Genomic DNA, 16,798 nt, shown 5'->3' with positions numbered 1-16,798 from the left:
CATCCGTAGCTTGTCATCTTGAGCGAGGCGCAGCCGAGTCGAAAGATCTCCCCCACGCTCAGCACCTCTCACCCGGAAGGCGCCCGCCATATGAGCCGGAGATGGTTCGACTCCCGGCTTCGCCGCTCGCTCACCATGACACCACGGTGTGGGGCTGTAACCCCGACACGTTACGATGGCAGGCACATCGGGTCATGCCGTCCCGCGCCTTCCGTCAGCAACGTCTGCCCCGCGCGATGGCCCGCACGTACCACGTCTACATCATGAGCAACCGGCACCGGACGGTCCTCTACATCGGCGTAACCGGCAATCTGGCCCACCGTGTGCACGCCCACCAAGACGGCACCGGCAGCGCATTCACAAGGCGCTACAACGTGACCGACCTGATCTACGCTGAGCCGTATGCGGACGTCGATGAAGCGCTGCGTCGCGAGAAACAGCTCAAGCGATGGACCCGCGCGAAGAAGCTGGGCCTCATTCGCCGCCAGAACCCCACGCTGCAGACGATCCAGGGCCCGTATGGGTAGCAAGGATGCAAGACCTTCACGTGCATGTCATCCTGAGCGCAACGGCTCCCCCAAGGAGACGCGGAGTCGAAGGATCTCCTGCATGTCCGGCAGAACCTCTCACCCGCCAGGCGCCTGCTAACTGAGCAAGAGATGGTTCGACGCGCTTCGCTTGCTCACCATGACATCCCTTATAGCGTGTCATCCTGAGCGCGCGTAGCTGCATCCCTTTCTGCATGTCTGGCAGCATCCTGCCCTGTGACAACGCCCCGCCCGTCGCATCCTCCCAACGAACGGTTCTACGGGCGAGATTTTCGGAATCCTAACCATAGCAGTCGGTCAGATTCCGTATCCTTCGTATCTAACTGTACTGTTGCATCGCCCCGAACGACGACGCGATGCGTGGTGGGGGCCTGTGTATGGCCCGCACCGATTCGCCCATTCCGACTGATTGTACCCGAAAGCCTATGTCTACGACGCCCTCGTTCGACCAGATTACGCCGCCCACCGACGGTGCGCGCATCCGCAAGGACGACGATGCGCTGCATGTGCCGGATCGCCCCATTATTCCGTTTATTGAAGGCGACGGCATCGGGCCTGACATCTGGGCCGCTGCGCAGAACGTGTTCGATAGCGCCGTGCACCACGCCTACGATGGCGACCGCGAAATCGTGTGGATGGAGGTCTTTGCAGGCGGCAAAGCACAAGATGAGTACAACGAGTGGCTGCCCCAAGACACCCTGACGGCGATTGAGGAGTACCTCGTGGCCATCAAAGGGCCGCTGACGACGCCCGTAGGCGGTGGCATTCGCTCGCTGAACGTAGCGCTGCGTCAGCAGCTCGACCTGTTTGCGTGTGTGCGTCCGGTGCGCCACTTCGAAGGCGTGCCCTCGCCCGTGAGCGAGCCGGAACTGGTGGACATGACGATCTTCCGTGAGAACTCGGAAGACATCTACGCCGGCATCGAGTACCGCGAAGGCTCGCCCGAAAACGAGAAGATCAAGCGGTTCCTGATCGATGAGATGGGCGCGGACACGATCCGCTTCCCCGACTCCACCGCCATTGGCGTAAAGCCGATCTCGGAAGAAGGCACGAAGCGCCTCGTCCGCTCGGCCATCGACTACGCCATTGAGCGCGGGCACGACAGCGTGACGCTCGTGCACAAGGGCAACATCATGAAGTTCACTGAGGGCGCCTTCCGCGACTGGGGCTACGAGGTGGCGAAAGAGGACTACGACGCTGAAGACCTCGACGGCGGTCCGTGGCAGGTCATTACGACGGACGACGGCCGCGAGATCATTGTGAAGGATGTCATTGCCGACGCGATGCTCCAGCAGATTCTGACGCGTCCGAATGAGTACGACCTCATCGCTACGATGAACTTGAATGGCGACTACATCTCGGACGCACTGGCGGCGCAGGTCGGCGGCATCGGCATTGCGCCCGGCGCGAACATCAACTACAACACCGGCCTGGCGCTCTTCGAGGCGACCCACGGCACCGCGCCCAAGTACGCGGGCATGGACAAGGTGAACCCGAGCTCGGTCATCCTCTCGGGCGAGATGATGTTCCGCTACATGGGCTGGGACAAAGCCGCAGATCTCATCATTGAGGGCCTCGAAACAACCATCAAGCAGAAGCGCGTGACGTACGACTTTGAGCGCAACATGGAGAACGCGACCCTCCTGAAGTGCAGCGAGTTTGGCGAGGCCATTGTGGAAAACATGGGCTAAGTGCCTCTACATGCGAACACAACCCCCAACGGTACGCGTTACCGTGATCGTGTCGGGATGGACCGCCTCCGGTTGGTCCATCCCGTTTTTGTTTGGTGTCTTTTCTCAGCGGCTTTTGGATGCGTATGGCTTCCCGCACAACCACATTTATCGACGACGACGCACAGATCTTCACCGTCCGCGCCCCGGCGCACATCCCCGAAGCGCCGGTCGAGTCCGACCACCACGACTTCATGGCCGACCACTGGGTCGACCTGGCTGCCGCGTCGTATATGGGCTTTCAGAAGCTCGGTATTGGGCTGGTGGTGGTGCAGGAGCGCCCCTCGGTCGACGATGCCGTAAAGATGGAGGCGCACACGCTCGGCTACGCGCAGGCCGACGGCATCTGGATGAAGCAGCGCTCCGGGCAACTCCCTATGGAATGGGTGGATACGCAGCTTCAGTCGTACGACCCCAACGAATCCGTTCTGGCGCTTTTTGTGGAGAGTGAGGACACCATCCGCGCCTATGCCATCAGCGCCCAGCCGAATCCGCCCGATGCCCTGCGCGAGGCCCGCGCGCCGCTGAATTAGAGCCTGTTTTGATTTCTTATTTTGGGCTACGAGCGGCTCCGCTGGGCTGCAACGAGCCCCCGATTTCGGCCCGTAGCCCCGGCTACGAACCTCGATCGTGGTCCTCGTTTCGCTCCAGCGGCGCTCGCTCTCGCCGTCAAACCAAAACCCAAACAGGCTCTTAGGCGCTATCGCCGTGGTACGTGGTGCCGTTTTGGGCGTGGCGCACCAGCGACTCGGCGGGGGTGAAGCGGTCACCGTGCTCCTGCATGTGGCGATGCAACAGCTGCTGGATGCGCCCGGCCCCTTCCGCATCCACATAACGGAACGGCCCGCCCCGGAACGGCGGAAAGCCCAGCCCAAAGACCGCGCCGATGTCGCCATCCACCGGGTCGCGCAGGATGTCTTCGTCCAGGCAGCGGAGCGCCTCGTTCACCATGGTGAGCGCCAGACGCTGCTGCACGGCTTTCGGGTCGATGTCTGCGCGGTCGGATCCGCCAAAGAAGCGGTAGATGCCCGGGTTGAAGTCGCCCCGCTTCGGGTCGGAGCCGCTGCCTTCGTACGTGTAGAAGCCGCGCTTCGTCTTCTGGCCGTGCAGCCCCGCCTCGGCCACCGGCGACGCCGCCTCGCTGATGCGGTAGCGGTCGCCCTCGAGGTAGCGGCCCATCACCTCCGTAATTTTCGCGGCTACGTCGATGCCCACCAGGTCGAAGAGCTCGTACGGACCCATCGGGAAGCCGAAGTCTTTCATCGCAGTTTCGACCTGCAGCGCATCGGCGCCTTCGTCGAGCAGGAGCAGCGCCTCGTTCATGTAGAGCGCCAGAATGCGCGTGGTGTAGAAGCCCGGCCCGTCGTTCACCACAATCACCGACTTGCCCTGCCGCAGCCCCACCTCGTAGGCGGTGGCCACGGCTTCTTTGCTGGTGGATTCGGTGGCGATGATCTCCAGCAGTGGCATTTTCTCGACGGGCGAGAAGTAGTGCATCCCCAACACGCGCTCTGGACGTTCGGCATTGGCGGCAATATCGGCAATCGGAATCGACGACGTATTGCTTGCGATTACACACTCGTCGGAGACGACCGCCTCCACATCCGCCAGTACGCTCTGCTTTAGGTTGATGCTTTCGGGCACCGCCTCAATGATGAGATCAGCCGTCGCCAGCGCATCATACGACCCGACCGGCTGGATGCGCTCCATGAGCGTGTCTCGCTCGAACGACGAGATGATGCCTTTCTTTGTGCGCTTCGATGCGGTCTTGTAGATGTGCTTGCGCGCCGCGCTGGCGTGCTTCAGGTCAATGTCTTTCACAAACACGTCGAGTCCGTCGCGCGCGCTCACGTCGGCGATGCCCGCGCCCATGAGTCCAGCCCCGAGCACGGCCATACGCTGCACCGGACGCGCATCGTCGGCGTGGTCGTTGGTGTCGGCCTGGCGCTTCGCAAAGAAGAGACTGACGAGCGCTTTGGATTCGGGGGTAAAGACCAACTCGCCAAAGGCAGTGGCCTCGGCATCCAGCCCGGCTTCCAGTCCGTGTTCGAGGCCCGTTTTCACGCATTCAATGATGCGCGGGGGCGCCGGGTAGTTGCCGCGGGTCTCTTTCTTCGTGTCTTGACCCGCTTTCCAGTAGACGCCGCGCCGCGTGAGCGGATTGCTTTCGAGCAGGCGGTCGGTCCAGTCCGACGGACGATCAGGCGTGAGCGTGCCGTCGGCCAGCTGGCGGGCTGCCTTCTGAGCCGCCTGGTGCAGTCCGGGCGCGTGGGTGAGGGCATCCACCAGCCCGATGCGTTTGGCTTTCTTCGGATACGTGGTCTTGCCCGTCAGCAGCAGCGGCAGGCTCTGCTGCAGGCCCACCAGACGCGGCAGGTACTGCGTGCCGCCGCCGCCCGGAAGCAGCCCGAGCTTGACTTCGGGAAACGCCATCTGCGTCTTCGAACTCGTGGTGGCGATGCGGTAGGTGCAGCCGAGCGTCATTTCGAGGCCGCCGCCCATCGCCGCGCCATGGACGGCTGCCACCGAGGGCGCATCGAGCGCTTGCAGGCGGTCGAGCAGCGCATGGGCCCGCCGCGAAAGCGCCCGCACATCGGCCGGCTGCTCAAACGCCTTCAACATGTCGAGGTCGGCCCCGGCGATGAACGTGTCGTCTTTCCCACTGATAAAGACGAGCGCCTCTACCTCGGACGTCGTCTCTGCCGCGTCGATCACCGCCTCAAACGCCGCAATCATCGTTTCATCGATGGTGTTCACCCGTGCATCGGGCGTGTCAATCCAGACGGTGAGCACGCCGTCGTCAAGGTCGGTACGGAGCAGGTCGGTATTGAGCGTTACAGGCATGGCAAGTTCAGGCATGGATTAAAAAAGGAGGATATGGGAGCGGAGCTGTTCTGCCGGAGGCGCACGCGGCCCCAGCTATGGCGTACATCATACGCTACCTCGTCGCGAGGCTCCGCCTCGTGACGGTGCCGTTTAGAGGCACTGCCCCGTTCTCTTCGAAATAGAGACAGCCGGAAGCGCCGGAGACGTGCACACAGGCGCTACCCCAGGCGCTCAATAAGCAAGGCGTGGCCCTGTCCGCCCGCGGCGCAGGCACTGACGAGCGCCCACTGACCGTCTTCTTCGTAGAGGCGGTTCACCGCAGTCGTCACCAGGCGCACGCCGGTCGCGCCGAACGGATGCCCAAGCGACACCGAGCCGCCCCGCGTGTTTAAGATGTCCATGTCCACGCGGCCCACCGGGTCGGCACGGTTCAAATGCTCCTCGGCAAAGCGATCCGAGGCCAGCGCTTCCAGCACCGCAAGCACCTGTCCGGCAAAGGCTTCGTGCAGTTCAATCACATCGATGTCGGCGAGCGTCATGCCTGCGGCATCGAGCACCTGCGGGATGGCGTACGCCGGGCCCAACAGAAGCTCGGCACCCGGATCCTGTGCCACATAGGTGTACTCACGCAGCGCCGCCCGCGGCGTGAAGCCTTCGGACTGGGCGTGCTCGTAGCTCATAATGAGCGAGGCCGAGGCGCCGTCGGTCAGCGCCGAGCTGTTGCCTGCGGTTACCGTGCCAAACGGCTTCACAAAGGCCGGACCGAGGCCGGAGAGTTTCTCCAGCGTGGTATCGGGGCGGACCACGTTGTCTTTCGTGATCGGGTCGAAGTCGGGCGGCACACTGGCCGGAAAGAGTTCTTTGTCGATGCGTCCGTCTTCCTGCGCCGCAGCGGCCCGGTGATGCGTAAGCAGCGCGTACTCATCCTGCTCCTCGCGCGAAACGCCGAACATCGCCGCAAGCTTATCCGCGCTCTCACCCATTACCTCTCCGGTCGAAAACTCCGCAATCGAGGGCGACTCAGGCAGCAAATCAGATGGGCTCAGGTCTTTCAGAAGCGAGAGAAACTCTTGCGGCGACTTGTACTTGCGCGCCTCAAACAGCTTCTTGCGCAGCGGACGCCGCACTCGAATCGGCGGGTCCGAAAGCGTTTCCGTGCCGCTGGCAACGACCACATCGCCCTGTCCTGCACGAATCAAATCCATGCCCGACGTGACCGCCTGGTTGCTGGAGATGCAGGCTTGCGTGACGGTGTGCGCGGGCACTGTGTTCGGAATGCCCGCCGCCAGCGCCGACTCGCGCGCCACGTTGCTCGTCTCTACGTCTTGCACCACCGTGCCCATAATGACCCGGTCAATGGTGGAGGCATCGAGCCCGGTGCGCATCAGCAGCCCTTTCAGCGCCATGCGGCCCATGTCGTACGCCATCAGGTCGACGTATCCGGTACCCGAACGCTGAAACGGGAGGCGTCCACCGTCAATGAAAACAGGAGTGCGTGCATCAGGCGAGGCAGCCATACGAACAGAACGGTTTGGGGCGAAGAATAGTCGAGGACTAACTTAACGCCGTTAAGTCTTAGAATCAACCTGTAAATCGGCGGGTACGTGCGTATCCAACATACTTTTCGCTCAACATGCCGCTCCACATGGCTTCCCCCGACGCAACCCGCTCCCGCATCATTGGCCGCCAGCCCGTTCTTGAGGCGCTGGAGCGTACTCCCGCTGCCATCGACAAGGTGATGATGCGCCACGCGCTTTCCGGGCCCGATGCCGATGCGGTACGCTCCCTCGCCGAGGCCGCCTCGGTGCCCGTGCAGTACGTGCCCCAAAAGCGTCTCGACCACGAGGCCGACGGCGCCGCACATCAGGGGATGGTGGCGTGGGGGGCGCCCGTGTCGTATCTCACCGTGAACGCGCTCATGGAGCAGGTGGCCCCCACGTGGGACGATGTACAGGCCCAGAAGCCGCTGCTGCTCGTCATCGACCACGTCACCGACACACGCAACTTTGGCGCCATGCTGCGTTGTGCCGTAGCGGCTGGCGTTGATGGCGTCATTGTGCCCAACAGCGGCATGGCCCCGCTTACCACCCCTGCCATCAAGGCCAGTGCCGGCACCGCACTGCGCATCCCCATTGCCCGATGCAGCGACCTGGCCGAGACGCTCATCTCGCTCAAAGAGCGCAGCTACTGGGTTGTGGGCGCGCAGCAGGCCGATGCCACCTCGATGTGGGAAACGGACTGGGACCGCCCCACCGCCCTCGTCATGGGCAGCGAAGGCAGCGGCCTTTCGCACTCAGTGGCCACCGCCTGCGACACGTTTGCCCGGATCCCCATGCGTGGCTCCGCCGACAGCCTGAACGTCTCCGTAGCCACCGGCATTCTCCTTACCGAAGCCACCAAATCCCGCGTAGCGGCTGAATCAGAATAGCAAGCAACACCATGTTTTTTTAGGGGGATGCGAAAGTCAAAAGCTGCGCCCCCATTCAGATGCAGCTCCCGTGCCTATGCGTGTCTGTGACGTTTGCCCTCATGCGTGAAGCCTCCCGACGCGGTGAGAGGCGTTGGCAGGCGTGGGGGAGATCTTTCGACTCCGCGTCTCCGGGGGGAGCCGCTTCGCTCAAGATGACAAGCTATGAGGGGTGTTGTACTGAGCGGGCGGCCCTCCCCCTTCAAAAAAAGATGTCATGGTGAGCGGACGGCGACGGAGGAGCCGGGAGTCGAACCATCTCCTGCTCAGTTGGCAGACGCTTTCGGGAGCGAGCCCCGCGCGAATCCCTTGCAAGCAATAGTCATTTTCGCTGCCTGTACCCCAGCAATTCGTCGACTGCCCCGAAACGATAACCCTCCTCGTACGTGCGCCTGACGTACCGAAAAAGCGCTTCGCATCCGTCATCCGCCATCTGCCCCAACGCCGATGTTGATCCGATACGCGCTCCGTTGCTTCGCCCTCCTGGCTCTTTTGCTTGTAGGCCTCGCGGCATCTCCCCTCCACGCCCAGGAGCTCGATTCGGCCGCCGTGCGAGCGGCATTTGACAGCACCGTCGCGGCCCACACCTACACAGCGACACTCGATGGCGACACCCTTACCGGACCAGGCGCCGACTGGCTCGTAGAGCGCGGGCGAGAGGCCGACCACTTCCTGATGGGCGAGCGCCACGGCACTGCCGAAATCCCCAAAGTGGCTGCCAGCCTCTATGAGCGGCTTGCCGAACACGGCTACGGCCCGGTCGCCCTGGAAATTGGGCCATTCGCTGCTCAAGCAACAGACGAAGCGCTCGAAGAGGGCGGCTACTCCACCCTTGAATCCCTGATCACCCGCTACGAAGGACCTGCCATCCCCTTTCTGAACCGACGGGAAGAATCGGAGATGGCCGCTCGCATGGCCGAGGCCGGCGCCACGATCTGGGGGGTCGACTACGAGTTCATTTTCAGCCTGCCCATGCACCTCGATGCGCTCGCCGAACAGGCCGAAACCAACCAAGAGCAGGAGGCTGTCGAAACCGCGCAGCAGCAGATGCGGGAAGAGTGGGGTGGAGCGGGCGGACGAGCCGTAGCCGCTGCCGATCCTGCCGCTCTCCAGTCGCTTCGTGCCGCCTTCGAACCCCGGGGCGATGAGACCGCACTGGCCCGTATCGACGAACTCCTGGAGAGCAACACGATCTACGCACCCTACGTCCGAGACGAAGGCACCTTCTTCGAGAGCAGCAACCGCCGAGAGTCACTTATGAAAGAGCGGCTGATCGACTCCATCCGGGCGTGGGAGGCCGAGCACGAGGAGGCCCCCAAGGTCTTTCACAAAAACGCCCATGTGGCCAAACACCACTCAGACCATCGATTTATCACCCTTGGGGGCTTCATGGCCGAGTGGGCACGCAGCCGCAGCGAGGAGACCTTCCATGTGGTCGCCGACTGCAACGGCGGGGAGATCCCACAAACCGGCCAGGGCGGTGGCGGCAGTTGTACGGCCTGGATCGGAGGGGAAGACAGTCCGTTTGCCGACCACCTTCGTGATGACACGGTTACCGTTATCGACCTGCAGGCGCTCCGCGCCGAGTACTTCGACTCCGATGTTTTACCGGATGAGTTGCGCTACACGCTCGTGGCATACGACGCCTACGTGGCCATCCCCGACGTTCAGCACTCCGAACCACTGAATCCCGTCCCACGAGGGGAATAGTCTCATCAAGCGGAGTCAGGACCTGTTGCGAGCAATCCAAGCAAGTACGCGAAGAGAGAGTATGCAAAGAAGCAGTCGTCCTACGATCTTCGCCTCTCTTGTGCTCGTGCTGCTCCTGCTGCCTGAACAGGTCGTAGCGCAGCCAGAAGCGGAGACGGATTCCTTGCGCCTGGAAGAAGCGCTCCAAACGCATCGGTATCCAGTCCACCTCAACGACGGAATGCTTCGCGGGAAGGGAGGCCACATGCTGCGTACACGGGCTGCCGAGGCCACAGTCACGGTTCTCGGGGAATCGCACGGAACGAAAGACATTCCCGCTCTCATGAGCGCGCTCCTCACGGATCTCCAGGCGCAAGACGAGGTGGACTATCTCGCGCTGGAGACAAGCCCCTGGACGACGGCCCGAATTGCCGACAGCCTCCAGAAGGGACAGGCCGCATACACCCGGCTCGTTGAGGCCTACCCCGAGGCCATTCCCTTCTACAATCTCCAGGCCGAGCGCGACCTCATTGCAGAGTTCGTTAGCCAGAGCGAACGAGCCCATCCGCTGTGGGGCCTCGACCAGATCTTTGCGTTTGCGGGTCCGCTCGCATTCGACCGGCTGGAGACGCTGGCGCCGTCCCCCCAGGCGCGCCGGTCGATAGACACGATCCGAGCCGCAGGAGTAGAAAAGAAGGCCGACGACCCCCGACTGCAAAACCTTCCTCCTTCGGTACCGGTGCCCATTACAGTGTATCCGCCTGCCACCTTCGATACACTACGCACCCAGTTTGCAGATCAGCCCGAGGCGATGGCCCTGCTCAACGAGCTTTCAACCAGCACAGAAATCTATCGTCTTAACGACACCGAAAACTACCAGTCCAACCAGATACGGGCCCAGTACCTCCAGGCCAACCTGCGCCAACACGTCGAACAGGCCACCGCCGCAGATTCTGCCCAGCTTGCGATCAAGATTGGAGGGCGGCATGCCTTCTGAGGCCGCACCCCAAACAACGCGCTGGATGTCGGCAACCAGGCAGTCGAACTCGCTCGACAGCAGGGCGGAGACGCCTTTAACGTGGCCTTCCTGTGCGGCCCCGGCTCCGAAGGCCGATCCTTCCCCAACCGGACCGCCCCATGCTGGCCCGACCGGCTCGGAGACCCGTTTCGGACACTCACCGAAGACCCGCCCAATGAAGCAGACGCTGTGTTCTTCGACCTCCAGGCCCTGCGTCCGCTGCTGCACGAAGGAACCGTACGCCCAGACGAACCGATCGAAGAACTTATCTGGGGGCTCGACGCCCTCGTGCTCATCCCGCAGGCCCGCCCTGCCGACCGCATCGTGCCCCTGCGTCAACCGTAGAGTTGGCCTTGGTGCCCCAATGCAGACTGGACTGGCGCAAGGTACCGCCTTTTAGGGGGTTGGAGGGACACACAGGCCCCAGCCTACGCCCTCACTCCGATGCAGCCCCATTGCCCCTACATTGCTACAACATGCGGCCTCGGACGTGAACCCGCCCGGCACGGTGAAGGGCGCTGGCAGGCGTGCAGGAGATCCTGCGACTTCTGCCGACGGCTGTCGGCATCCACTCAGGATGCCCCCCTATCAGGATGACACCCTATCAATAGAATGTGTCATGGTGAGCGATAGATGTTGACAATTTTTGCAATAACGGGTTTCTATGAGCAAGTCTGCGGGAATCTGTGGGGTACGCGTAACCATCTGGAAACTTGCTCCCGCCTCTTCTTTTCCACAGCATGGGCTATTGGTCGTTATCAGTTGGTTTTCATCATCGCTTTCCGTGCGTCTGTATGGCAATTGTTGGCATTGATCTGGGCACCACGACATCCGAGATCGCAATCTTCGATGAGAAGGAAGGCCCCCGCATCCTCAAAGATGCACGCGGCCACGAGATCGTCGATTCGTACTTCGGGTTCGACCAGAAGACCAATCAGCCCGTCGTGGGCGAGGGCGTAAAGTCCATCGCGCAGTCCGATCCCGAACTCGTCGTGGAGCAGGTGAAGCGCTACATGCGCGAGGATGTGGAATTCACCGTGGGCGAGCAGCGGTTCACCCCCGCCGAGGTCTCCGCCCAGATCCTCACGCATCTCAAGAAGAGTGCCGAGCAGCAGCTTGGGGAGACGGTGGACCGATGCGTGATTACGGTACCTGCCAACTTCCCCGATCCGGCGCGCCGCGCCACCAAGCAGGCGGGCGAGATTGCCGGTATGCGTGTGGAGCGCATCATCAACGAGCCCACCGCTGCCGCGCTCTCCTACAGCTACGAGGAGGACCTCGGGAACGAAACGATGCTCGTGTACGACTTCGGCGGCGGCACCTTCGACGTGTCGATTGTAGAGTATAAGGGCACTGTCATCGACGTAAAAGCGTCTTCGGGCGACACCAGCCTCGGCGGCAAGGACTTCGACCAGGCGCTCGTGGCTCATGTGGCCTCGAAGTTCGAAGAGGAGCACGACGTGTCTATTGCTAAAGATTCAGGCAACTACTACCGCCTCCTCTTTGCGTGCGAGGCGGTCAAGAAAGACCTGAGCGTGAGCACACACGCTACGGTCAACATCCCGTACTTCATGGTGAAAGACGGCGAGCCCATCAACTTGCAGGTGGATGTCCGGCGCGAAACCTTTGAGGAGCTCATTCGCCCCATGGTGGAGCAGACCGAAGCCGCCATCGATAAGGCCCTCTACGATGCCGAGATGACGCATGCAGACATCGACCGGGTGCTCATGGTGGGCGGAAGCAGTCGCATCCCGTTTGTGCAGCAGTTTGTGGAGCAGGTGATGGGCCTCGTGCCCCATAAGCAGATCGATCCCGACAAGGCCATTGCCCTCGGCGCTGCGGTCCAAACAGCCATGCTCGACGGTACCACCGACCGCACCATCCAAGACGTGTGCCCGCTCTCGCTGGGTACCGTGGTCGTGCGCCGCGACTACGGTCAGCTGGTGGACGGGCAGTACTCTGAGATCATTCCGACCAACAGCAAGGTCTCCAAAGAGTACACACGCGAGTATACCACGGCTGTAGAGGGCCAGGAATCTATTACGCTGGCGGTCTATCAGCGAGACTCACAGTCCGATTCGCTGCAGGCCGAGATCAACGAGCGACCGAATGAGGCCGAGGGTTTTACGCGTCTTGACCGCCGTACCATCGACATTCCGCCGGAAGCCAACGGCGACGACATCGAAGTGACGTATGTCTACAACCCTGACGGCATGCTCGATATTTCGGTGACGTTCCCCGGCACCGACATCGAACACACATTTCAGGCCCATGCCGGGCTCGACGATGCCGCCGTGGCTCGCTCGCGCCAGAAGGTCGAAGCCACGTACGCTGCTTCTGAATCCGGTTCGTCGTCTGCCGACGCAGCATCCAGCGATGAGACCGACTGGGACAACATCGACTGGCTGAGCGGTCTTGACACGGATGAAACCGCAGATCCTACCTCTCCGTCAGAGGCCGCTCCGAATGGCAGCACGGCCTCCGCATCCGACCTGCCCGACAAAGCCGCATGGACGAGCTCGGACTACTTTTCGGATGTCAAGTCGCTTCTCGATATGGCCGAGTCGGAGCTCAACAGCGGGCACCTGCATCCCAACGAAAAGGACAAGCTGCGCGGGCTCATCACCAAAATGAAGCACGCCCTGGCCGATAACGACGAAAACCGCGTGTATGGCCTCGAAGGGCGTATCATGGATATGGTGCTGGGGCTGTCATAGCAGCTGCAGGACAATTTTAGGGTGCGGGTAGACAGCGTCCCGTCTGGAGCTTATATTCAAATCTACGCCTAACTCGCTCCGCTTTTCGCACGCCCCTGCTGTCGTCTATGCCTACCCGCTCTGCATCACTCCGCGCGTTTGGTGCGGTGCTGCTTCTCGCTCTTCTGCTGGTTGTTGGATGCAATACGGAGACGCCGCCCAACACGCCCTCCGCATCCACGGCGGACTCCGCTTCGGTGCACGATGCGGTCATCTACGAAATGTTCATCCCCGACTTCTCGGAGGAAGGTACCTTTCGGGGCGCGATGGAGCGCTTTGATCATCTCGAAAAACTGGGCGTCAACACCATCTGGCTGATGCCGATCCACCCCATCGGCGAGGAGCGCGCCAAGACCGACATTGGGCCGCTCGGCTCGCCCTACTCCATACGCGACTACTACGCTGTAAACCCCAATTATGGCTCGGAGGCCGACTTCCGCGCGTTTGTCGATTCGGCCCATGCCCGCGACATGCGTGTGATCATCGACCTGGTAGCGAACCACACCGCGTGGGATCATCCGTGGCTCGACGAACACCCCGAATGGTACGAAGACGGCCCCATCAACGGCTTCACGGTGCCCGTGATGGACGGCGACACGACCGACTGGACCGACGTGGTGCAGCTCGACTACGACAACCCGGAACTGCGCAACGAGATGATCGCGATGATGCAATACTGGGTCCGTGAGTACGACATCGATGGCTACCGCGCCGATGTGGCGGGCCTGGTGCCCCAGGACTTCTGGACGCGCGCCATCGACTCGCTTGAAGCGGTCAAGGACCCGGTGTTCATGCTGGCAGAAGACGAAAGTCCCGCTATGCACGACGCCGGGTTCGACCTGACGTATGCATGGCCGTTCTACGGCGAGATGGTACAGACCTGGGAGGAGGGGCGCTCGCTCTCGGAACTGGTGGAAACTATCGAATCCGTTGAGGACGACCTCCCCGACGGCGCGCTGCGCATGCGCTTCTCCACAAACCACGACGAAACCGCTTGGGATGCCCCGCCGCCGGCGCTCTTTGGCGGCCTGGAAGGCTCGAAAACGGCGTTTGTCTTTGCCACCACGCTGCCGGGCGTGCCGCTCATCTACAACGGGCAAGAGCTCGGTGTGCAAGAACCCATTCCGTTCTTCGAAGCCACGCCCTACGACTGGGAGGCCGACTCTACTCTGATGCCGTTCTACACCGAGTACATGCAGGTATACACCGAGAGTGAGGCGCTGCGCCGTGGCACGCTCGACATCCTCACGCCCAATTCCGACGACGCTCTGCTGTATCGCCGCGTCGCCGATGCGGAGGAGCTGCTCATCGCGATCAATGTGCGGGATGCTGAGGTCCGCATCGACCTGCCGACCGATCATCAGGGACGCACGTGGACGGATGTGTTCTCGGGCGCAACCCTCACCCCCAATGGCTTCACGCTTGTTCCGTATGAGTATCGGATTCTGCGAGCGGCGGAGTAACCGGTCACTAACGCGCGGGACCGCACCACATGACGGTCATGTGCCGTGCTGACAGCTCCACAACTTGTCATGGTGAGCGGACGGCGACGAAGGAGCCAGGAGTCGAACCATCTCCTGCACAGATGGCGGAAGCCTGCGGGGTGAGAGGTTGTGCCAGACGTGAGGGGATGCTTCGACTGCGCTCAGGATGACAAGTTCACGAAACGCTGTCATGATGAGCAAAGGCCAACGCAGGATGCCTGCGTGGGCATCATGCTTGCTCGGGCCGAGTGGCCTCGTTGCGGCGGTGCTGCAACGTCCACAGTTCGGCGTAGCGCCCGCCCTCGGTCAGGAGCCGGTCGTGCGTGCCGGACTCAACAAGCTGTCCGTCTTCCATCACGAGAATGGTGTCGGCGGCTTCGATGGTGCTCAGGCGGTGCGCAATCACCACAGAGGTGAGGCCGTCGCCGCGAGCAAAGAGGCCGTCAAGCGCATCCTGAATGACCGCCTCCGACTCGCTGTCGAGGTCCGAGGTCGCTTCATCCAAAAGCAGCACCTGGGCCTCCTTCAAGATGGCGCGGGCAATGGCCACGCGCTGCTTCTGTCCACCCGAGAGCCGGACGCCGCGTTCGCCCACCTGAGTGTCGTAGCCGTTGGGTAGCGCCTGGATGAACGCGTGGGCGTTGGCCATGCGTGCGGCGCGTTGCACGTCGGCGTCGGTGGCGTCGGGCTCGGCGTAGCAGATGTTGGAGGCCACCGTCCCCGAAAACAGGGTTGGATCTTGCGGTACGAGCGCGATCTTGCGACGCAGCGCCTTCAGGTCGAATGTGCGCAGATCGTGACCGTCGAGCGTCACGGCGCCGTCTTGCGGGTCCCAGAAGCGCCCAATCAGGTTGGCCACAGTGCTTTTGCCTGCGCCCGAGGAGCCCACCAGGGCCGCTGTCTCCCCATGCGGAATCTGCATCGATACGCCACGCAGCGCGGGTTCCTTCACATCCGGATACGTAAAGCGCACGTTGTTGAGGGCAATCGTTCCTGAGGGCACATCGGTCCTGGATCCCCCCGACTCCGGCTCCGCATCCATCAGGTTCGAGAGGCGCTCCAGTGCGGCCATGCCCGACTGCAGCTTGTCGTTGAAGAACATAACGGATTTCACCGGACCCTGCAGCTGGCGCTGATACATGATGAACGCCGTGAGTTCGCCCAGCGTGAGCGTGTCGCCCACGACCATCCAGCCGCCAATTACAAGGAGCGCGCCCAATCCGTAGTTGGCTGTGATGTTAACGAAGCCCTCCATCTTGCCCACGTCTTTGCGGCGGTCCAGGTTGAGATCGACATAGGCCTGATTCTGCCGCCCAAAGCGCTGGCGCTCTTGATCTTCGCCCACAAAGGCTTTTACGACGCGGATGTTAGAGATCGCCTCGGTGGAGGTGGCGGTGAGGCGTGCGACCGTCTCGCGGATGTCGCGCGAGGCTTCGCGCAGCGGCTCCTGGTAGTGGTACGTGATGACCGCCATAAGCGGCAGCACCACCAGGTTCACCATCGCCAGTTGCCAGTTCATGACAATGAGGATCGCCGCCACCACCAGGATCGCGACCAACTGGCCCGACAGGCGCGACGCCGCGGCCTGAATCATACCCTCCAGCGCATTCGGGTCGCTTACCACACGCGAGCTGAGCGATCCTGACTGCTCATTCGAGAAGCGCGATACGGGCAGCGTCATGAGGTGGTTGTACGCATCCATGCGCACATCGCTCACCACATGCTGCGTGAGGGCAAAGCTCCAGTACATGCCCGCGTACTCAATGACGGCGCGGAACAGGTAGAATCCAGCAAACGCCGCTGCAAACCACAGGAAAAGCTCCGCATTGCCCTCCGGAATGACCGTGTCAAAGGCGTAGCGCACAAACTGCGGTCCGACGGCTTCAAGCGCCGCCGTAAAGCTAATCAGCGCCACCAGCGACAGCACCCGCGTTTTGTACGGAGCCAGCACGCCCCACAGCCGCTTCAAGATGGCGAGGGTGGACTGGCGCGGCTCGGTGTTCGGATCGGACATACGGGGTTATTTCGGATACAAAAAGAGGAGGCGGCGTCGAACGCCCTCAGCAGGGTTGAGAAGCGGCTTCTGTTTTTGGTGTATGCTATTGTGTGTGCTCATCGATCGGGAGATGGTTCGACTCCTGGCTTCGCCGTCCGCTCACCATGACAGCTGTTCGTAAGATGTCATCCTGAGTGGATGCCGACAGCCGTCGCTCCGACTCCTGTCGGAGGAAGGATCTCCCGCAATCCCAGCACCGCCTCACATCCGACAGGTATCTGCCC

12 protein-coding genes are annotated in these 16,798 nt (G+C 62.1%); 9 read left to right on the top strand and 3 right to left on the bottom strand.

Going from position 1 to position 16,798, the window contains the following annotated elements; translation table 11 throughout:
* Nucleotides 1-101: 101 nt before the first annotated feature.
* The 3 genes from CRI93_RS01190 to CRI93_RS01180 all read left to right on the top strand — a co-directional run bounded on the left by CRI93_RS01190 (nucleotide 102) and on the right by CRI93_RS01180 (nucleotide 2,811).
* Nucleotides 102-527: a GIY-YIG nuclease family protein gene (locus CRI93_RS01190; protein ID WP_217992481.1), complete on the top strand. Its 426-nt coding sequence runs from the start codon at nucleotides 102-104 to the stop codon at nucleotides 525-527.
* 446 nt (nucleotides 528-973) lie between these two features.
* Nucleotides 974-2,239, top strand: coding sequence for an NADP-dependent isocitrate dehydrogenase (gene icd, locus CRI93_RS01185; protein WP_176521603.1), 1,266 nt, complete (start codon nucleotides 974-976; stop codon nucleotides 2,237-2,239).
* Between the two features lie 125 nt (nucleotides 2,240-2,364).
* The gene (locus tag CRI93_RS01180; protein ID WP_098060768.1) at nucleotides 2,365-2,811 is read left to right on the top strand and encodes a hypothetical protein; all 447 of its coding nucleotides are present in this window, start codon (nucleotides 2,365-2,367) and stop codon (nucleotides 2,809-2,811) included.
* Nucleotides 2,812-2,971: 160 nt separating this feature from the next.
* Here CRI93_RS01180 and CRI93_RS01175 read toward each other — a convergent pair whose 3' ends face one another.
* Nucleotides 2,972-5,122 carry a 3-hydroxyacyl-CoA dehydrogenase NAD-binding domain-containing protein gene (locus tag CRI93_RS01175; protein WP_098061047.1) on the bottom strand — a complete coding sequence of 717 codons (2,151 nt, stop codon included), beginning with the start codon at nucleotides 5,120-5,122 and terminating at the stop codon, nucleotides 2,972-2,974.
* A 200-nt stretch (nucleotides 5,123-5,322) separates the two neighbouring features.
* Nucleotides 5,323-6,621, bottom strand: coding sequence for an acetyl-CoA C-acyltransferase (locus CRI93_RS01170; protein ID WP_098060767.1), 1,299 nt, complete (start codon nucleotides 6,619-6,621; stop codon nucleotides 5,323-5,325).
* Between the two features lie 128 nt (nucleotides 6,622-6,749).
* Here CRI93_RS01170 and rlmB point away from each other — a divergent pair, with 128 nt between their 5' ends.
* The 6 genes from rlmB to CRI93_RS01140 all read left to right on the top strand — a co-directional run bounded on the left by rlmB (nucleotide 6,750) and on the right by CRI93_RS01140 (nucleotide 14,497).
* Nucleotides 6,750-7,532, top strand: coding sequence for a 23S rRNA (guanosine(2251)-2'-O)-methyltransferase RlmB (rlmB, locus tag CRI93_RS01165; RefSeq protein ID WP_098061046.1), 783 nt, complete (start codon nucleotides 6,750-6,752; stop codon nucleotides 7,530-7,532).
* 486 nt (nucleotides 7,533-8,018) lie between these two features.
* Nucleotides 8,019-9,281: a hypothetical protein gene (locus CRI93_RS01160; RefSeq protein WP_141491510.1), complete on the top strand. Its 1,263-nt coding sequence runs from the start codon at nucleotides 8,019-8,021 to the stop codon at nucleotides 9,279-9,281.
* Nucleotides 9,282-9,381: 100 nt separating this feature from the next.
* On the top strand, nucleotides 9,382-10,257 hold the full coding sequence (locus CRI93_RS01155; protein WP_141491509.1) for a hypothetical protein: 876 nt from the start codon (nucleotides 9,382-9,384) through the stop codon (nucleotides 10,255-10,257).
* A gap of 81 nt (nucleotides 10,258-10,338) precedes the next feature.
* Nucleotides 10,339-10,623, top strand: coding sequence for a hypothetical protein (locus CRI93_RS01150; RefSeq protein ID WP_098060764.1), 285 nt, complete (start codon nucleotides 10,339-10,341; stop codon nucleotides 10,621-10,623).
* 449 nt (nucleotides 10,624-11,072) lie between these two features.
* A complete protein-coding gene (locus CRI93_RS01145) occupies nucleotides 11,073-12,995 on the top strand; it encodes an Hsp70 family protein (RefSeq protein ID WP_176521602.1) in 1,923 nt (640 codons plus the stop codon).
* A gap of 107 nt (nucleotides 12,996-13,102) precedes the next feature.
* Nucleotides 13,103-14,497: an alpha-amylase family glycosyl hydrolase gene (locus CRI93_RS01140; protein ID WP_098060762.1), complete on the top strand. Its 1,395-nt coding sequence runs from the start codon at nucleotides 13,103-13,105 to the stop codon at nucleotides 14,495-14,497.
* 250 nt (nucleotides 14,498-14,747) lie between these two features.
* On the opposite strand, the gene CRI93_RS01135 is transcribed toward CRI93_RS01140, so the two are convergent.
* Complete coding sequence (locus tag CRI93_RS01135; RefSeq protein WP_098060761.1) at nucleotides 14,748-16,532, bottom strand: ABC transporter ATP-binding protein; 1,785 nt, start codon at nucleotides 16,530-16,532, stop codon at nucleotides 14,748-14,750.
* Between the last annotated feature and the right edge of the window lie 266 nt (nucleotides 16,533-16,798).

The organism is Longimonas halophila, from assembly GCF_002554705.1.
Lineage (GTDB): Bacteria > Bacteroidota > Rhodothermia > Rhodothermales > Salinibacteraceae > Longimonas > Longimonas halophila.
Note: the sequence above shows the minus strand (reverse complement) of the source record. Positions and strands in the feature narration are given on the sequence as shown.

Coding starts and splice junctions, on each gene's coding strand:
- CRI93_RS01160 (WP_141491510.1), top strand. CDS start 8,019: ATGTTGATCCGATACGCGCTCCGTTGCTTCGCCCTCCTGGCTCTTTTG.
- icd (WP_176521603.1), top strand. CDS start 974: ATGTCTACGACGCCCTCGTTCGACCAGATTACGCCGCCCACCGACGGT.
- CRI93_RS01170 (WP_098060767.1), bottom strand. CDS start 6,621: ATGGCTGCCTCGCCTGATGCACGCACTCCTGTTTTCATTGACGGTGGA.
- CRI93_RS01190 (WP_217992481.1), top strand. CDS start 102: ATGGTTCGACTCCCGGCTTCGCCGCTCGCTCACCATGACACCACGGTG.
- CRI93_RS01135 (WP_098060761.1), bottom strand. CDS start 16,532: ATGTCCGATCCGAACACCGAGCCGCGCCAGTCCACCCTCGCCATCTTG.
- CRI93_RS01180 (WP_098060768.1), top strand. CDS start 2,365: ATGGCTTCCCGCACAACCACATTTATCGACGACGACGCACAGATCTTC.
- CRI93_RS01140 (WP_098060762.1), top strand. CDS start 13,103: ATGCCTACCCGCTCTGCATCACTCCGCGCGTTTGGTGCGGTGCTGCTT.
- CRI93_RS01145 (WP_176521602.1), top strand. CDS start 11,073: ATGGCAATTGTTGGCATTGATCTGGGCACCACGACATCCGAGATCGCA.
- CRI93_RS01175 (WP_098061047.1), bottom strand. CDS start 5,122: ATGCCTGTAACGCTCAATACCGACCTGCTCCGTACCGACCTTGACGAC.
- rlmB (WP_098061046.1), top strand. CDS start 6,750: ATGGCTTCCCCCGACGCAACCCGCTCCCGCATCATTGGCCGCCAGCCC.